Source organism: Fictibacillus sp. Mic-4, assembly GCF_049843615.1.
Taxonomy (GTDB): Bacteria; Bacillota; Bacilli; order Bacillales; family Fictibacillaceae; genus Fictibacillus_A; species Fictibacillus_A gelatini.
Genome location: NZ_JBBHZM010000030.1, coordinates 27776 through 44879, shown reverse-complemented (window position 1 = coordinate 44879; position 17104 = coordinate 27776). Strand labels below are relative to the sequence as shown.

Here is a 17104-nt window from a genome sequence, read left to right as displayed (position 1 = left end):
GAGGGGGAAAAGGAATCCCAAACACGATTGAAAGGAAGTGATACCATAGAAAGATAGAGCTTTTTGTGTTAATAATGGGGAATTTTAAAACGGCATTTTTGGGGAATTTTCAACTGAGGTTGACAGGAGATGTTTTCAGAGTTGTAACAAAAGAAGAACAAGAAAATAGAGAAAGGATGTTGTCTCCAAAAACGGAAGACCAAAAAACAGTTATAACAGCAGAAGAACAAAATATAGTAGAAAACTCATCAACTTTATCAGGATTTATGGAACAAGAAAATGGACAAGGCTTCTTTTTTAAAAAAGAGTAAATTTGACTTGGGGTATATAGAACAAAGACTAACTCGATAACAAATACTGATAGAAAGAGAGACTAACTAACATTATTCAAATAGCGAGTCCAAAATACTTTGATTTTAATTGTCAAATTAGGTGGTTTTGTATGACATTTTTGGGATCAGTTTAGTTGAAAATAAAGTCGGGCAAACTAACCAAAAGAACTGTAAGAGGTGCTTTATGAGACAATTTGTTTTGGTTAGTTTATTAACCACAGTTTTTGCAATATATCCGTCCCAAACAAATGCGATTACAATGCCTTGTAGTATGGTTTTAAAGCCAGTTGATAAGAATTTAAAAAATGCAATGGGAACAGCACTGGTTTACAAAGTACAATTAAACCCACCATCTTTTTCACGGACTAATGTGAGTATTCTTGCCGTTCATCTTCCGGAACCATCATCCTATGGAAATTATGATAGTTATGAAGGATTTGTATTTAAACCGAATGAAATAAGTTGGCGGTTTAAACTTTACCCTACACCAGAAGAGAATAGTCCAACTTGGGCTGGAAGATTTGATTTGATTACAGCAAAAATGGAAAATGTACAAGTTCAAATTCGGGTTTCGAATTCAAAAACCAAAAAAATAGGACCGCGTATATTAACAAATAATATTAAATATTGTAACTAATCCCTTTTTAGCGAAGAAAGTTCTTATTTTTCAAGAATAAATTTTCACCTGTAAAAAAGATAAGAGGCTGGAAGCAAAAACAGGATCAAACTTCCTAGTGTGGTTCTATTTTCATGGCATTTGGACAATAAACAGTGGATTTCCGATAATAAATAGATACTATCGGACAATAAATGACCTCAGTCGGACAATAAGTTTAGTATTTTTTTCACTTATTGTCCAAAAGTAAGATTTTATTGTCTAAACCGGATGACTTATTGTCCAAATAAGAGCATTTATTGTCCGATAACGAAATCATTTTAATTGATGTAAAAATTCGTGAGCGTTTTTCCTCATTTCACAGATCTAACGAGGTGTTCTAAAATTAGAATATCTTATTACTTAAATCCAAACTTTTTTTAGAAGGGGAACTAGATATTGCAACTAGCTTTTTTTGCAACGGCAGTTAGCGCTTAAGCTAACTGCCTGACTTTATTTTCCTTTCTCGTCTTCCTGATGGGCGAGGTGTTCGGCGATTCCCTGGATAACTGCTTGGTCGGACAATTCGACTTCCGCGTACAGCTCGTCATCGTTAAATTCACCTGTTGTTTCTTCTCGGCGCTTTTTGTCTTCTTTCAAGATGAATTCCCTCCTTATGTACAAACGTAGCTATATTGTTTACTGAGCGGACGAAATCCATGCAAGTTCATCGGGTTAAGCGCTTTTAGGCAACAGACTTTTCTTTTTGCCGGCCGTTAATTTTGTACGAACGAAAGGAATGAGCCAATAGTCGATGCCCACTCTAGCAGCATTAAATCCAGCAACTAGAATCAAAAATTCAAGGACCATCATTTGTGGATTTGTGCTTATTGCCCCAGATAAGAGGTAAGCTAAATTCATGACCGCCCCCATTAGTGCCGCAAACGTTGTGAATGTCCCCAAAATCAGCCCGAGCCCGACGAGAAATTCGCCCCATGGCACGAGCATGTTAAAAACGGCGACATTCGGAAGCGCGACATGCTCCACAAACTCGGCCCACCATGGCTGAACAGCGGGGTGATCACCGGAGGTGTTCTGCAATGCCCCTTTTAGAAAACCGGCTGCGTCGAACGATCCTCCTGATATTTTCCCCCATCCGGCCTCAAGCCATTGAAATCCGAGATACAAACGCACCACGGTTAAAAAATAGGAACAATAGAGATTCGTTCTTAAAAATGAAAGAAACATAAGTGCCCTCCTAAACAATAATGATAATCATTCTCATTATCTTGATTTAAATGTGTTTTGTCAATAGTACTTTTGTCCACTAACGTGGGTGATGTGCGATTAAAAAATTAGGCGATAAGCACCATTTTGCAGTGAATCCTAAAAAGGGGGTGTATTCTTTCTTTTCAAATAATTCAGTCTGGATTATAATGGCTGGAAATAGACAATGGGCAAGCGAATGAAATGATGGAAAGGGGAAGGAAACAGATGAAACTGACGCATGTATTATCGATCATCCCGTTTATTGGCGTCCTTGGCGGCATCTTTTTTGCGAACCGGGTAACGCCGTATGTACTCGGGTTGCCGTTTATGTTCTTTTGGATTTTACTCTGGCTCATCTTAACGTCGATGATCATGGCTATTGTTTTTAAAATTGATCCTGTAAACAAGGAGGGGGCTGAATGAATGTTTCTTTAGCCATATTAGCCGTCTTTTTAATCGTTTCCTTATATCTTGGCATTCAAGCGAAAAAAGGGAAAGACATGAACCTTGAACAATGGACGGTCGGAGGCAGGGGCTTTGGCGCGCTGTTCGTCTTTTTGCTAATGGCAGGGGAGCTGTATACGACGTTCACGTTTTTAGGCGGAAGCGGTTGGGCGTATGGAAAAGGCGGTCCGGCATTATACATTCTTGCCTATAGCACGCTCGGCTACATCCTATCGTACTGGCTCCTTCCACCTGTTTGGCACTATGCCAAAAAGCATCAATTAATGTCACAGCCGGATTTTTTCGTAAAAAAGTATGACAGTCCGAATTTAGGTATTTTTGTTTCGCTCGTCGGTGCTGTTGCCTTGATTCCATACCTTGTTCTTCAATTAAAAGGCCTGGGCATCATCGTATCCCAGGCTTCCTATGGCAAAATCTCACCCGTGGCGGCGGTCTGGGTTGGCGTTCTCACCATTACGATCTATGTGATGGTTTCCGGAATCCATGGCTCGGCATGGACTTCCGTTTTGAAAGATATTATGATTCTTGCCGTCGTCATGTTTTTAGGCATCTATTTGCCGATCCATTATTATGGCGGGTTCCAGCCGATGTTTGAGGCAATTGATGCGGCAAAACCCGGTTTTCTCACTCTGCCTGAAAAAGGAATGAGCATTTCCTGGTTTATTTCAACGGTTTTGTTAACGGTATTTGGCTTTTATATGTGGCCGCATACGTTTGCCTCTGCTTACTCTGCCAAAAGCGCAAGAGTATTCCGGAAAAATGCGATGGTCATGCCGCTTTATTCGATCGTCCTCCTGCTCGTTATGTTTGTCGGATTTGCGGCCATCTTAAAAGTTCCGGGGCTTGAGGGTGCAGATGCGGACCTTTCTTTATTTAAACTATCGGTCGCCACGTTTGATCCGTGGGTGATCGGGCTCATTGGGGCGGCTGGTCTTTTGACGGCTCTCGTGCCGGGATCGATGATTTTGATGGCGGCTTCCACATTGCTTGCGAAAAATGTGTACAAAGCAGTAGTTCCATCAGCTTCTGAAAAACAAGTTGCCGTTTTGGCGAAGTATTTCGTGCCGCTCGTTGCTCTGGTTGCTGTTTATTTCTCTTTTAAAGGTGGAAATACGATTGTGACGCTCCTTCTTATGGGGTATAGCCTTGTTACGCAGCTCTTTCCGGCGCTTCTCTTTAGCCTTGCGAAAAAGCCATTTGTAACGAAGCAAGGCGCATTTGCCGGAATGATTGCAGGAGTAGTGGTCGTCGCTTACACGACCATATCAGAGAACACGCTTGGTACGATGTTCCCAACCCTTCCGCAGGCTGTGAAAGACTTAAACATCGGGATTGTCGCTTTGATTGTGAATGTTGTACTGCTTTTTCTTGTCAGTTTCTTAACTCGTCCATTCACCGTGAAAAAAGCGACTAAAAGCGAAGAGGCTGTGTAACAGAACGACTTTAAAATGAGGGGGAGATCGATGAAACTGGCACTGGATCATATCGTTTATTTTACAAATGATGCAGAAAAGAAAATAGAAGAAATGCGGGAGAGAGGGCTCCATGCGGCAATGGGCGGCCGCCATGAAACATGGGGGACGTACAACGGGCTTTGTTATTTCGGATTAACGTATGTCGAGTTTTTAGGGCTTGAAAATCGCGAAATGGCAGAACAAGAAACGGACAACCTTCTTATCCGCCAGCTTCTTCATGATTTGCCAAAAAGGGAGGGGCCAGGGCAAATCGCGATTCGCACGAATGCGATTAAAGAATTAAACAAACGTTTGATTGAAAAGGGATTAAAGACAACAATCGTGCCGGGCGCAAGGAAACTGCCTGACGGAACGCTTCTTGAATGGAAGCTGCTTTTCATTCAAGGCGGTTTTGAGAATCTTCCGTATCCTTTTTTCATCGATTGGGAGCAAAGGGATGATGATCGGCTGGAAGAGTTAAAAAGAAGAAAGAACATTGCTGATCATCCACTTGGCGAAATTACAGTTGAGCATGTTAAAATCATCGTTCATGATGCGAAAAAGGCGGCAAATAAGTGGGGCCAGTTGTTTGGGTTGCAACAGGCAAAGGAGTATGTGGATGAGAAGCTCAGTGCGAAATGCATCAGTTTGACGTTAGACGGAGGCAATTTACACTTTTGCTCGCCACTCGGAAATGGACTTGCAGAAACATTTCTTAAAGAAAACGGAGAACGGGTCTATTCTGTAAACCTGAGCCATCAGCTGTCTATTGAATAAGAAAATGTCTCATTAGAGAAGAGAAAAGGAAGGAAGATTAGGCTAAATTAGCGATCCCCCAATTGATCTCATTTTTACTAAAAAACCGAAGCGGGAGTATTCCCTGCTTCGGTTTTTGCTTATTTATTTGCAGCCATTTTTGCTTCAAGTTCTTCTAAAAGAATTTTTGCGCCTTCCCGGCTCAGTACGATTTTCCCGCCGGCAACCGCGAAGTTGTCATTGGAAACTTCTCCTGTAATTTGACAGGCCATATTGGACGAAAACTTTTGAAGAATAATTTGGTCATCATCTACGAAAATTTCAATCGGGTCTTTAATATTAATATCCATAATTCTTCTTAACTCGATAGGCAACACAATTCGTCCCAGTTCATCCACTTTTCGTACAACACCAGTCGCTTTCATCATCATTCTCCTCTCATTTGCTAAATTAAAAACTATTTTTAAAAAGTTTTTTATCTGTGGCAAAGCGTTTAAAAAAGCGAAATCTTACTATAATTATCCCTGGTTGGCAAGAGTTGGCGATTTCACTTTCAAATATTTTTCGTTATTATACTAAACATTTATGGGGGCTCTAAACAAATATAAAAAAAATTACAAAACAATTTAAAAAATTACAAACAATAAATTAAAAGTTGCCTCCCATAGCAACAATTAATAGGAAGGCAACTTTTAAGCACACCGTGACAATTCATTCAATTTTTGATCCAATTGCTGGCTAAGCTCAACGAGAATCGGATCGGTCAAACACTTTACCTTTTTACTCATTTCGTACATTGCAACACGAATTTTATCAATTTCTTGTTCAAGGGTTACTAGATTTTGATGAATCATTTCAATTCCTCCTATCAGAACGATCTGATTATCGCTTCTAGCATTCTATTATTTTTATTTTACACTACATATAGTGTGTTGTCTATATTTAGAAACAATATATAGATAAATATTTTCTGGAAAAATGTCGTTTCTTTACTTTTGCGCAAAGAATAAGTTATAGTTCAATTGGTTAAGGTCTGACAAAAAAAGAAGCGGAAGGAAAAATGATGATGGAGAAGAAGAAAGTTTATTTTAATCATGACGGCGGCGTTGACGATCTTGTTTCGCTTTTTCTATTGCTGCAAATGGATTCAATTGAGCTAACAGGCGTATCGGTCATTGATGGCGACTGTTATATTGAACCGGCTACGATTGCCAGCCAAAAGATCATCGATCGTTTTGGAGGCGGCAGGACGATTGAGGTGGCAAAGTCCAATTCGCGCGGGAAAAATCCATTTCCGAAAGAATGGCGGATGCATGCTTTCTTCGTGGATGCGCTGCCGATTTTAAACGAATCGGGAAAGGTAGTAACACCCGTTGCGGCAAAGCCCGCCCATCAACATATGATCGATCAAATTCGCAAACAGGATGAGAAAACGACTTTATTATTCACAGGTCCGTTAACCGATTTGGCACGGGCTCTGGATGAGGCGCCTGATATTGAGGAAAAGATTGAAAAGCTTTTCTGGATGGGCGGAACATTTCTTGATGTCGGAAATGTTGAAGAGCCTGAACATGATGGGACAGCAGAATGGAATGCGTTCTGGGATCCGGAAGCCGTCAGCCGTGTATGGAAGAGCGGGATCGACATCGATATGGTTGCCCTCGAAAGTACGAATAAAGTGCCATTGACCCAGGATGTACGCAATCGCTGGGCAAAAGAGAGGAGACATCTCGGGGTGGACTTCCTCGGCCAATGTTATGCGATGTGCCCGCCACTAGTTCATTTTGCAACCAACTCAACGTATTATTTATGGGACGTGCTGACTACCGCATCAGTGGGCGATCCTTCATTAGTTCAGAAGAAAATGGTGAAAAGCATCGTTTACCCTGATGGGCCAAGTCAGGGACGGACGGTGGAAGCGGAAGAAGGCCGCCCTGTTCATGTCGTATATGACGTTGATGCAGACCGTTTCTTTGCATACATTACCGGGCTTGCGAAAAAAGTGAAAGAGTAGCGCCATGAGTAAAGATGTTGTTTTAATGCAAAAGTTAAAGCAACATCTTTTATTTATTAGCTGCTTGACAAAATGGAAGCACATGGCATATAATAATGAATGACTGTCATTCACCGAACGGGTGATGGAGGTGTTTACGATAAAAAAAGCGCAAAATGATAAATATCAAAAAATACTTCAAGCGGCCAGAACCGTTATTTCGGAGAAAGGGCTTGATAAAACAACCATTTCAGACATTGTAAAAGAAGCAGGAGTCGCCCAGGGGACGTTTTATTTATACTTTTCATCAAAAAATGCGTTAATTCCGGCAATTGCCAGTGACCTATTTGACACATTGCTTATTGAAATAAAAGAAAAAACAGCTTCTCAAAACACTATTTGGGACATTTTGCATACGGTCATTGAAGTCTCGTTTTCAGTTACAAAGTCATATAAAGATGTACTTGTGCTTTGTTATTCCGGCTTGGCGATCGAAAATACATTTGAAATTTGGGAAAAAATTTATGAACCTTATTATAAATGGTTTGAAGATCAGCTCCATACGGCGATCAATCAGGGTGAAATTCCTGAAACGATCAATGTGAAAAGAACGGTCAGGACAATTGTTTTATTGATTGAACATACAGCTGAACAATTGTATTTATCGAACGTGCAAGAAGAAGCAGAAGAAGTGAAAGAACATTTATTTTCATTTATTCAAAAAGGCTTAAAGTAATTTCCGTAAATGGTAATTGTTCAATAGGAATGATTATCATTTCTTAAAGAACTAAAATGACTGAATATCATTCATTTTAGAATTTTACTGAGGTGGTAAAAATGAATTGGCTACTTATTTTTGTAGCGGGTGTACTCGAAGTGATCTGGGCTTCCGGCTTGAAACATGCAGATTCGCTGCTCGATTGGATCGGTATTGCCTGTTTGATCACGATTAGTTTTATTATGCTGATCCGAGCCTATAGGACGATCCCTGTTGCCGCTGCTTATTCTGTATTTGTTGGAATTGGAACGGTCGGGACTTATATCGTAGGCACTATATTAGGAGAAGAATTTTCAATAGGGCAATCGATTTTTTTAGGCTGCTTACTATTTGGCATCTTGGGGCTAAAGATGACAACGAAAGAAAAAACAAAGGAAGGTGATGCATGATGGTCTGGGCAATGTTAATTTTAGCTGGATGTGAAGAAATTATTAGCACGGTCATGATGAAGTACGTAGACGGGTTCCGCCGCAAGCTCCCCATTATTGTAATGGTGTTGGGATTTGCACTTTCATTTTATTTATTATCAAAATCAATGCAAGTTATTCCGACAGGCGTTGCCTATGCCGTTTGGACGGGTGTTGGGGCCACTGGAATCACACTTGTTGATGCCATTTTCTTCAAAGAAAAATTTTCGCGAAAACAATATGCGTTTTTAGCCCTCGTCCTTATCGGCGTCATCGGCCTCCGCTTTACAACATAAGAAGACTTGCTTTTATGTCCGTTTCATAAACGGGCTATTTTTTTTGCGGAAAAATAATTATAGGTAAAAGCGCTTCTTTTATTTTCGTTGAATATACTGTTTTATCATAACGATTATAGGAGAGGATTAAATGGATAATCGATTTTTCGCCAGACTATCCGATGCAAATGAAGTTCCGCCTAAAAACACGGATGCATTTGGGACGGCTGAATTTGTTGCAAGTGAATGCGGAACAAAGATCCAGTTTCGCTTAATCGTTAGAAACATAAGCAAATTGACGGAAGCCCACATTCACGTCGGAAAAGTAGGGCAAAACGGCCCCGTTATCGTTTATCTTTTCGGCAAAAGCAAGCACGGCATTTCCGTAAAAAACGGCATCATTACAGGAACCATCATGAAAGACGATATCGTCGGCCCGCTCAAAGGGCGATCTATTAAGTCGCTTGTCCGGTTGATGGAGAGCGGGAACACTTACGTCAACGCCCATACCGAACAAAATCCTGAAGGCGAAATCCGCGGGCAAATGATCCCATTTAGAAAAAAATAAAATTGAAACCATCCCCGTCCCAATACTCGGAACGGAGATGGTTTTAGTCTAATGTTTCGGGAGAGAACAGCTCAACAAGAAGAAGGGAGGCAGCGCCAATGGCTGTAGCGTTATCCCCGAGCTTGGATAGCATGATTTCTGTTTGTTTTGCGCTATCGGTTAAGGCTCGTTTTTGAATGGTTTCTTTTACACTTTTCAGGATAAAGTCGCCTGCTTTTGAGACGCCACCGCCAATGATGATCCGTTCAGGATTGGCTGTATGGATTAAATTCGTCAAACCGATACCTAAATAGGTTCCGGCTTTTTCTAACACGCGGATGGACAGCTCATCCCCTTGAAGTGCAGCTTGATGGACAAGTTCAGCATCGATCTCTCTGTTCGTCTGCTCAAAACCAGACAACAAGCTTTCTTTCCCGGCTTTCAGCTCTTCCTCCATTAGTTCAGCGATCGCCGGGCCTGCCGCTAACGTTTGCAAGCAGCCGTCATTGCCGCAGCTGCAGCGCTTGCCGCCAATAGCAATTGTCATATGCCCGATTTCCCCGGCGATCGAATGAACGCCATGGTACAGTTTCCCATCGACGACCATGCCTGCGCCAATCCCATTGCCAACATTAACCGCAACGAGAGTATTAATCCCATTTCCATTGCCGAACCATGCTTCTCCTAAGGCCATCGTTCTCGCATCATTTTCCACTTTAACGATCATGTTAAAATGGCGTTCAAGCTCTTCTTTAATCGGAATTTCGCGAAGCTGCAAGTTGGTGGCAAAAAGGGAGATTCCTTTATGAACATCTACAACACCATGCATCCCGACACCGATTCCGATCATTTTATCCAAATTGGGAACATGCGAGTCAAGCATATACTCGATTTCTTTCTTCATGAGCGAGAGAAGCTTTTCTTCTGTGATTGGCAGGCTAATCGCATTTTTATTGGCCGCCAATACTTGTCCATTTAAATCGGTTAAAACCGTTCGAATATGCTTTGGACCGACATCGAGACCGATAATATTGAAATTTTTTGCGTGAATGACGAGCATCGTCGGTTTTCGGCCTCCATTGGATTCCCCCTGGGCGCTTTCCAGAACCAACCCCGCTTCAATCAACTCTTTCACGATGCTAGAGACCGTTGGCGGCGTCAGTTTTGTATCTTTTGCAATTTGGGCCCTTGAGATAGGGCCTTCCAGCCGGATTTTATTTAAAATCATGGAACGATTTAACGATTTCATGAGTTGAAAGCTGCCACGCAACATGTATTTCCTCCATTTTTCCAAATAGACTCCAAGTTTAAAATTATGTGCCAGTAATTGTTACTAGTATTCTAGCATTAAATAGTGGCTGTTACTATTCTACTGTTAAAGACGGCATATTGACTAGTGCCCTTTCAGCAAAGAAAGTTCTTATTTTCAAGGATCCATTTTTGCCTGTAAAAAATAAAAAAATAGAAGCAAACTTCTCTAGTGTGGTAGTGTGGAGCTATTTTCATGGCATTTGGACAATAAACAGTTGATTTCCGACAATAAATCATTTCCATCGGAAAATAAATGGCCTGTGTCGGACAATAAAATGAGTAGTTTTTTCACTAATTGTCCAAAAGTAAGATGTTATTGTCTAAACCGGATGACTTATTGTCTAAATAAGAGCATTTATTGTCCGAGAACGAAAAAATTTTACATTATGTAACGATTCGTGATCGTTTTTCCTCAGTTCACAGATCTAACGAGGTGTTCTTAAAATAACGAATGCTATTTTTCTAGAAGGGGCATTAGTTCTTTTCCATTGCCAGTTTTGTTTATTTTCTGAAAAATCCATTTACAGAATTGAGGGACTGTTTTACACTCAGTCTATAAATTAAATTAATTAACAAAGTTAGGATAAGGAGTGAGCAAAGTGGCGGAATTGCGATACAACCCGCTGTTGGATGATTGGACGATGGTCTCGGCAAATCGGCAAAACAGGCCGCATATGCCGAAAAATGACTGTCCGTTTTGCCCCGGTTCAGGTAAAGTTCCGGATACGTACGATGTATATTTATACCATAACGATTTTCCGGTCCTATCTGCCTCACCTCCAGAGCCCGATCATGTTGGCGGGGGACTGTATAAAACGAGAGCAGCGATAGGAAAGTGTGAAGTTGTCCTTTATTCTCCTGACCATCAGGCGACCATTCCCGATTTAAGCAAATCCCATATGAGAAAGCTCGTTGATCTATGGACCGAAACATTTATCGAACTCGACAAGTATCCGGATCACCAATATGTCATGGTTTTTGAAAATAGAGGCGAAGAAGTCGGAGTGACGATGCCGCACCCGCATGGGCAAATTTACGCCTATCCGTTTATTCCTTTAAAAGTGCGGACAGAACTTGACAATTGCCGAAAATATTACGAGCAAAGCGGACGGAATTTATTTGATGACATGATTGCCGAAGAACAGCGTTTCAAAGAGCGTGTCATACTTGAAAACGAGCATTTTATTGCATTCATTCCATTTTTTACGGATTATCCATATGGTGTTTTTATTGTAAGCAAAGAAAATAAGTTAGCGTTTTCGGATTTTACGGAAGAGGAAAAAACAGCATTAGGAACAATGATTCAAGATATTGTCGGCGGTATGGATATGATGTTTAGCAGGTTATTTCCGTATATGATGGCGGCCCATGTGCGGCCTTCCAATGGTGAAAATGTTAACGATTATTATCGGTTTCATATCGAATTTTATCCACCGTTACGAAATAAAGACAAATTGAAATACAATGCTTCGTCAGAAACTGCGGGATGGGCGGCGGCCAATCCGACAAAAGTAGAGGATAACGCCCATTTTTTAAGAGATTCGGTTCAAAAGTATCAAGAGAAACGGAGAGTAGTAGATGAATAACGACAAAATCGCATCTTTATTTCAACACTATTTTCCGGGAAATGCTGAGGGCATTCGACTTTTCTTCGCTCCGGGCCGTGTGAATTTAATTGGTGAGCATACCGATTACAACGGAGGTTATGTATTTCCTGCTGCACTGACGATCGGAACATATATGGCGGTGAGAGAACGGGCCGATCAAGAGTTTCATTTAAGGAGCGCCAACTTTAAAGGAGATATTCATTTTTCGCTTCAATCCCTTCATTATGATAGGAAGGATGATTGGGGGAATTATCCGAAAGGCGTTATTCGTGAACTTTTATGCTATAGTCAAACGATAAAGGGAGCAGATATTTTTTATTATGGAAATCTTCCAAATGGTGCCGGCCTATCTTCGTCTGCTTCGATTGGGATGGTCACCGCGTTCGGATTGGCTTCAATGAACGACATCGATTTGTCCATGAAGGAACTGGCCTATTTATGCAAACGAATGGAAAATCATTTTATCGGGGTGAATTCCGGGTTAATGGATCAAGTGGCAGTCGGATTTGGAAAAAAGGATCATGCGGTTTTTATGAACTGTAAAACGACTGAAATTGATCAGGTTCTGCTTCAGTTGCCGGGGTATAAACTTGTCATTACGAATACGAACAAAAGGCGGGACCTTGCCGATTCCAAATATAATGAGCGCTGCAAGGAATGCGAAGAGGGGCTAAAAGCCATTCAATCGTTTTTCCCCGATAAAGAGGTTCTTGGAGATCTTACGTTAGCCGAATTTGAAAAAGTCGAATCCGCCATTTTTGATTCTGTAGTATGCAGACGGATCCGACATGTCGTCAGTGAAAACAACCGGGTTCTTCAAACAGTGAAAGCGCTTGAACGAGGCGACTTGCTTGCTGTCGGACGAGAGATGATCGCGTCCCATGTTTCACTTAGGGATGATTACGAAGTGACGGGGAAAGAGCTTGACGCATTGTTTGAAATTCAAAACAGCATCGACGGATGTATCGGCTCACGCATGACAGGTGCCGGATTTGGAGGTTGTACGGTCAGTATTGTGAAAGAAGAAGAAATCGAGAAATTCAAGAAATTTGTTACAGAACGATATGAACAGATGATCGGTTTAACCCCTTCTTTTTATAGTAGTGATATTGGAGATGGGGTCCGGGAATGGAAAGGGGAGTAAGAGCGATGCCGATTTTAGTGACAGGTGGAGCGGGATATATCGGAAGCCATACCGTTCTTTACTTAAAGGAGAAAAATGAAGAAGTCATCGTATTAGACAATTTGCAAAAGGGGCATAAAAAGGCGCTGTTTGCGGACAAATTTTATGAGGGGAATCTTTCCGACAGCAAGCTTTTAGATACGATTTTCTTTAACCATCCAATCGATGCAGTCATCCATTTTGCCGCGAATTCATTAGTTGGGGAAAGTGTGGAAAAACCGCTGGATTACTATGAAAATAATATGCTTGGAACATTTCATCTTGTGAAAAAAATGGCTGAACATCAAGTGCAGTATCTCGTTTTCTCATCGACGGCGGCTACATACGGAGATCCGGTGAATCTACCCATCAATGAAAACGACCCGACGATTCCGACAAACCCCTATGGAGAAACGAAGCTTGCCATTGAGCGAATGTTGAAATGGTGCGAAGGGGCTTACGGATTGAAATCGATTTGTTTGCGCTACTTTAATGCTGCCGGCGCTGACCCGTATGGAAGAATTGGAGAAGATCATACACCCGAAACCCATTTAATCCCGATTGTCTTGCAGGTGGCGCTCGGCCAAAGAGAGAAAGTGGCGATTTTTGGCGATGATTATCCAACAAGCGATGGTACATGTATCCGCGATTATATCCATGTCATGGATTTGGCACAGGCCCATTACCTCGCATTAAAGAGATTAAGAGAAGGGCACGAGAGCAACGTCTATAATCTCGGGAACGGAACCGGTTTCTCCGTAAAAGAAGTGATCGAAACATGCCGGAACATAACGGGACACCCGATTCCTGCCGAAACTTCACCGCGGCGGGCGGGCGATCCTGCGGTGTTAATCGCTTCCTCGGAAAAAGCGAGAGATGAGCTTGGCTGGGTTCCGGACTATCCTTTATTGGAACAGATGGTAGAGCATGCGTGGAAGTGGCATCACCAACACCCGTCTGGTTTTAAGGGGTAACGGGAAATGATGCCGGATTGAAAAATTGCAAAAAAACTTTTTGCGAAAGAACGACTATAACGACTATGATGGGGTTCTTATTCGGAAATGCAACAATTTTCATGGCTGACACAAGGACGGAACAATTATATCGTCTTATCCGATCTACTCGGAGTAGCGGATATGCTTGTCATGGAGAATGAAATTTATTAGTGACAACGAAAATGGAAGAACGAAGGGGCGTCGAAGAAGAATGCGGTGAGCTTCCACGGACGGAAAGATTTACCGCATCCGCCCGGATATACTCGTTTAATAGCTTTCCTGCATCTCAAGGCTGCCTGAGGAATTTTCAGGCAGTTTTTTATTTGTTTATTTTCCCGAAACTTTCATGAAGAACGAGGAATTAACTTCCGCATATCCTGGCGGAATATGCACAAAATATTTGGAAACAGTTAGAATTCTAAAAGGACGGATTCAATAATGGCAAATCAAACGAAAGTATATTTAGATGAATGGATCGACCATTATCGACCTTATACGACAAATGGTCAATGCGCTGATTACATACCCGTATTAGGAAAACTAGATCCGTTTCAATTAGGAATTTGCATCATAGGTGCTGATGGAACCATCGAGAAATCAGGTGATTGGGACGTTCCTTTTACACTTCAAAGCATTTCAAAAGTGTTTAGTTTTATTGCCGTTTGTTTAAGCCGCGGATTGCCGGAAATATTGGAAAAAGTCGATGTAGAGCCGACCGGAGATCCATTTAATTCAATGATTCGTTTGGAAATCAACAAGCCCGGCAAACCGTTTAATCCGTTGATTAACGCGGGGGCGATTACAGTCGCTTCTATGCTTCCGGGAAAGACGCCAGAGGATAAATTAAACGTTTTATATGAGCTGTTCGAAAAGATATGGAATAAGCGGCCCCCCATTAATGAAGAAGTATTTTGCTCTGAGTGGAAAACAGCCCACCGCAACCGGGCGATTGCCCATTATTTAAAGGAAATGGGATATTTAGAGACGGAAGTGGAAGAAGCGCTAGAAGTCTATTTAAAACAATGCTCGATTGAAATCCATACAGAGGATATCGCGTATATGGGATTAATTCTTTCACAGGACGGCTACGATCCTGTTCGCAGAATGCGGGTTTTTCCAAAAGAAATTGCGAGATTGACAAAAGCTTTAATGACAACGTGCGGAATGTACAACGAATCAGGGAAGTTTGCGGCTTTTACCGGCATTCCGGCAAAAAGCGGCGTGTCCGGCGGCATTATGGGAACCGTTCCACCACGCGTTCGAAAGGAAGATACGCCGTTTAAGGACGGATGTGGAATCGGCATATATGGCCCCGCTATCGATAAATTCGGAAACAGCGTGGCTGGAGGGATGTTGCTCAGGCACATTTCTCATGAATGGGATTTAAGTATTTTTTAAAAAATAGGCTGGATGATAACGAATCATAAAAAAAGGGTATATGTAAATAAGGAGATCTGACGTCTGAATTCTAATTCAAATTCATTTAATTCGGAGCAAGGTATTTCCTAATCGGTTAAGCAGGGAGTGGAATAGAATGGGCAGTATGAAACGAAATATCGGTATGTTTGCCCTTACGATGACCGGTCTTGGATCCATCATCGGCTCAGGCTGGTTGTTCGGTGCCTGGAAAGCGGCGAAAACGGCAGGGCCGGCCGCTATTTTTTCATGGGTTATTGGCATGGTCATTATTATGTTTATTGCTTTAACTTACGCGGAGCTTGGAACGATGTTTCCGGAAGCCGGAGGGATGGTGCGATACGCTCAATATTCCCATGGCTCCTTTGTCGGTTTCATTGCGGCATGGGCAAACTGGATCGCGATTGTATCGGTTATCCCGGTTGAAGCGGTTGCATCGATTCAATATATGAGCTCATGGCCGTGGGATTGGGCGAAATGGACCCACGGGCTCGTCCATAAAGAAGAATTGACGATGCCTGGTCTGTTCCTTGCAGCGGTTTTGATTATCATTTACTTTTTATTAAACTTCTGGACCGTTAAATTGTTTTCAAGTGCGAACTCCATCATTTCCGTATTTAAAATTATTATTCCGGCATTAACGGTAGGCGGGCTCCTCTTTGCCGGTTTTCATTCAAGCAATTTTACCTCAGGTGGCGAAGGATTTGCGCCTTACGGTTGGGCTGCTGTACTGACGGCAGTGGCGACAAGCGGCTGTGTGTTCGCATTTAACGGATTTCAGAGCCCGATCAATATGGCAGGTGAAGCGAAACGCCCGAGCAAATCGGTTCCGTTTGCCGTCATCGGCTCCATTTTAATTGCAGGTGTGATTTACGTACTATTGCAAATCGCCTTCATTGGCTCCGTCAGTTTGAAAGATGTGGCGAAAGGATGGTCGCATCTTAACTTCTCCTCGCCGTTTGCGGACCTGGCGATCGCCTTAGGATTGAACTGGCTCGTTCTTGTGCTATATATTGATGCCTTTGTTTCGCCTTCGGGTACAGGAACGACGTATACGGCAACAACGGCGCGAATGATTTATGGAATGGAAGGAAATGGCTATTTTCCGAAGGTGTTTGGGAAAATCCATCCCATTTATGGCGTTCCGCGTCCGGCCATGTTTTTCAACTTAGTTGTCAGTTTTATCTTCTTATTCATGTTTCGTGGCTGGGGTTCGTTAGCGGAAATTATTTCAGTTGCTACCGTTATTTCTTATGTGACAGGCCCTATTTCGGCCATGTCACTCAGAAGGATTGCCAGTGATCTTTACCGGCCGCTCCATTTAAAAACGATGAACATTATTGCGCCATTAGCCTTTATCTTTTCATCGATGATATTATATTGGGCACGCTGGCCACTGACGGGTGAAGTAATGATTATCATGTTGATTGGGTTTCCGATTTACTTCTATTACCAGGCGAAAAATCAGTGGAAAGGTTTTCTGCGCAATTTTAAAGCCGGTATTTGGATGGTCGTCTATCTCGCGTTTATGACACTAGTTTCTTATTTAGGCAGCGAGAAATTTGGCGGACTTGATATCATTAAGTACGGATGGGATATGGTCATCATTGCCATCTCCTCACTGATCTTCTACTTCTGGGGTGTAAAAAGCGCCTGGAGGAACGAGAGCATCGGCGACGCCGAAAGAATTAATGAATTGCTAAGAAAACATTCCGTGAAAAATACTGAAAACCATTAAGGAA

The 17104-nt window shown here is 42.0% G+C and carries 20 protein-coding genes; 15 read left to right on the top strand and 5 right to left on the bottom strand.

Annotated features, from left to right (window positions below; all coding sequences use genetic code 11):
* The first annotated feature begins 74 nt into the window (after positions 1 to 74).
* Together WD019_RS16750 and WD019_RS16745 are read left to right on the top strand one after the other, a co-directional pair.
* Entirely contained in the window at positions 75 to 311 is a 237-nt protein-coding gene (locus tag WD019_RS16750; protein ID WP_425712240.1) for a hypothetical protein, read from the top strand.
* Between the two features lie 205 nt (positions 312 to 516).
* Positions 517 to 969 carry a hypothetical protein gene (locus tag WD019_RS16745; RefSeq protein ID WP_425712239.1) on the top strand — a complete coding sequence of 151 codons (453 nt, stop codon included), beginning with the start codon at positions 517 to 519 and terminating at the stop codon, positions 967 to 969.
* A gap of 471 nt (positions 970 to 1440) precedes the next feature.
* Here the strand turns inward: WD019_RS16745 and WD019_RS16740 are convergent, their stop codons facing one another.
* Positions 1441 to 1587 carry a hypothetical protein gene (locus WD019_RS16740; RefSeq protein ID WP_154657937.1) on the bottom strand — a complete coding sequence of 49 codons (147 nt, stop codon included), beginning with the start codon at positions 1585 to 1587 and terminating at the stop codon, positions 1441 to 1443.
* Positions 1588 to 1662: 75 nt separating this feature from the next.
* Positions 1663 to 2175, bottom strand: a complete 513-nt coding sequence (locus WD019_RS16735; protein WP_026677342.1) for a DoxX family membrane protein — start codon at positions 2173 to 2175, stop codon at positions 1663 to 1665.
* Between the two features lie 246 nt (positions 2176 to 2421).
* Here WD019_RS16735 and WD019_RS16730 point away from each other — a divergent pair, with 246 nt between their 5' ends.
* The 3 genes from WD019_RS16730 to WD019_RS16720 are packed head-to-tail and all read left to right on the top strand — an operon-like array spanning position 2422 to position 4892.
* A complete protein-coding gene (locus WD019_RS16730) occupies positions 2422 to 2619 on the top strand; it encodes a DUF3311 domain-containing protein (RefSeq protein ID WP_026677343.1) in 198 nt (65 codons plus the stop codon).
* Complete coding sequence (locus WD019_RS16725; protein WP_425712238.1) at positions 2616 to 4094, top strand: sodium:solute symporter family protein; 1479 nt, start codon at positions 2616 to 2618, stop codon at positions 4092 to 4094. The genes WD019_RS16730 and WD019_RS16725 overlap by 4 nt, the downstream gene beginning before the upstream one ends.
* 30 nt (positions 4095 to 4124) lie before the next feature.
* On the top strand, positions 4125 to 4892 hold the full coding sequence (locus WD019_RS16720) for a VOC family protein (protein ID WP_425712237.1): 768 nt from the start codon (positions 4125 to 4127) through the stop codon (positions 4890 to 4892).
* A gap of 119 nt (positions 4893 to 5011) precedes the next feature.
* On the opposite strand, the gene WD019_RS16715 is transcribed toward WD019_RS16720, so the two are convergent.
* A complete protein-coding gene (locus tag WD019_RS16715; RefSeq protein WP_026677345.1) occupies positions 5012 to 5296 on the bottom strand; it encodes an AbrB/MazE/SpoVT family DNA-binding domain-containing protein in 285 nt (94 codons plus the stop codon).
* 267 nt (positions 5297 to 5563) lie between these two features.
* A complete protein-coding gene (locus WD019_RS16710) occupies positions 5564 to 5725 on the bottom strand; it encodes an aspartyl-phosphate phosphatase Spo0E family protein (protein ID WP_081412617.1) in 162 nt (53 codons plus the stop codon).
* 212 nt (positions 5726 to 5937) lie between these two features.
* On the opposite strand from WD019_RS16710, the gene WD019_RS16705 reads away from it, so the two are divergent.
* From WD019_RS16705 to WD019_RS16685, 5 genes are all read left to right on the top strand, one after another.
* Positions 5938 to 6885: a nucleoside hydrolase gene (locus tag WD019_RS16705; protein WP_425712242.1), complete on the top strand. Its 948-nt coding sequence runs from the start codon at positions 5938 to 5940 to the stop codon at positions 6883 to 6885.
* A gap of 139 nt (positions 6886 to 7024) precedes the next feature.
* Positions 7025 to 7600, top strand: a complete 576-nt coding sequence (locus WD019_RS16700) for a TetR family transcriptional regulator (RefSeq protein ID WP_026677347.1) — start codon at positions 7025 to 7027, stop codon at positions 7598 to 7600.
* 101 nt (positions 7601 to 7701) lie between these two features.
* A complete protein-coding gene (locus tag WD019_RS16695) occupies positions 7702 to 8031 on the top strand; it encodes a DMT family transporter (RefSeq protein ID WP_425712236.1) in 330 nt (109 codons plus the stop codon).
* On the top strand, positions 8031 to 8345 hold the full coding sequence (locus WD019_RS16690; RefSeq protein WP_026677349.1) for a DMT family transporter: 315 nt from the start codon (positions 8031 to 8033) through the stop codon (positions 8343 to 8345). The genes WD019_RS16695 and WD019_RS16690 overlap by 1 nt, the downstream gene beginning before the upstream one ends.
* A 130-nt stretch (positions 8346 to 8475) precedes the next feature.
* Entirely contained in the window at positions 8476 to 8892 is a 417-nt protein-coding gene (locus tag WD019_RS16685; RefSeq protein WP_425712235.1) for a CHRD domain-containing protein, read from the top strand.
* A 43-nt stretch (positions 8893 to 8935) separates the two neighbouring features.
* Here WD019_RS16685 and WD019_RS16680 read toward each other — a convergent pair whose 3' ends face one another.
* Positions 8936 to 10144, bottom strand: coding sequence for an ROK family transcriptional regulator (locus tag WD019_RS16680; protein ID WP_425712234.1), 1209 nt, complete (start codon positions 10142 to 10144; stop codon positions 8936 to 8938).
* Between the two features lie 637 nt (positions 10145 to 10781).
* On the opposite strand from WD019_RS16680, the gene galT reads away from it, so the two are divergent.
* From galT to WD019_RS16655, 5 genes are all read left to right on the top strand, one after another.
* Positions 10782 to 11768: a galactose-1-phosphate uridylyltransferase gene (galT, locus tag WD019_RS16675; RefSeq protein WP_425712233.1), complete on the top strand. Its 987-nt coding sequence runs from the start codon at positions 10782 to 10784 to the stop codon at positions 11766 to 11768.
* A complete protein-coding gene (locus WD019_RS16670; protein WP_425712232.1) occupies positions 11761 to 12933 on the top strand; it encodes a galactokinase in 1173 nt (390 codons plus the stop codon). The genes galT and WD019_RS16670 overlap by 8 nt, the downstream gene beginning before the upstream one ends.
* 5 nt (positions 12934 to 12938) lie before the next feature.
* A complete protein-coding gene (gene galE, locus WD019_RS16665) occupies positions 12939 to 13925 on the top strand; it encodes a UDP-glucose 4-epimerase GalE (RefSeq protein WP_425712241.1) in 987 nt (328 codons plus the stop codon).
* 459 nt (positions 13926 to 14384) lie between these two features.
* Positions 14385 to 15344, top strand: a complete 960-nt coding sequence (locus WD019_RS16660; RefSeq protein ID WP_026677356.1) for a glutaminase — start codon at positions 14385 to 14387, stop codon at positions 15342 to 15344.
* Between the two features lie 136 nt (positions 15345 to 15480).
* Complete coding sequence (locus WD019_RS16655; protein ID WP_425712231.1) at positions 15481 to 17100, top strand: APC family permease; 1620 nt, start codon at positions 15481 to 15483, stop codon at positions 17098 to 17100.
* Positions 17101 to 17104 lie beyond the last annotated feature (4 nt).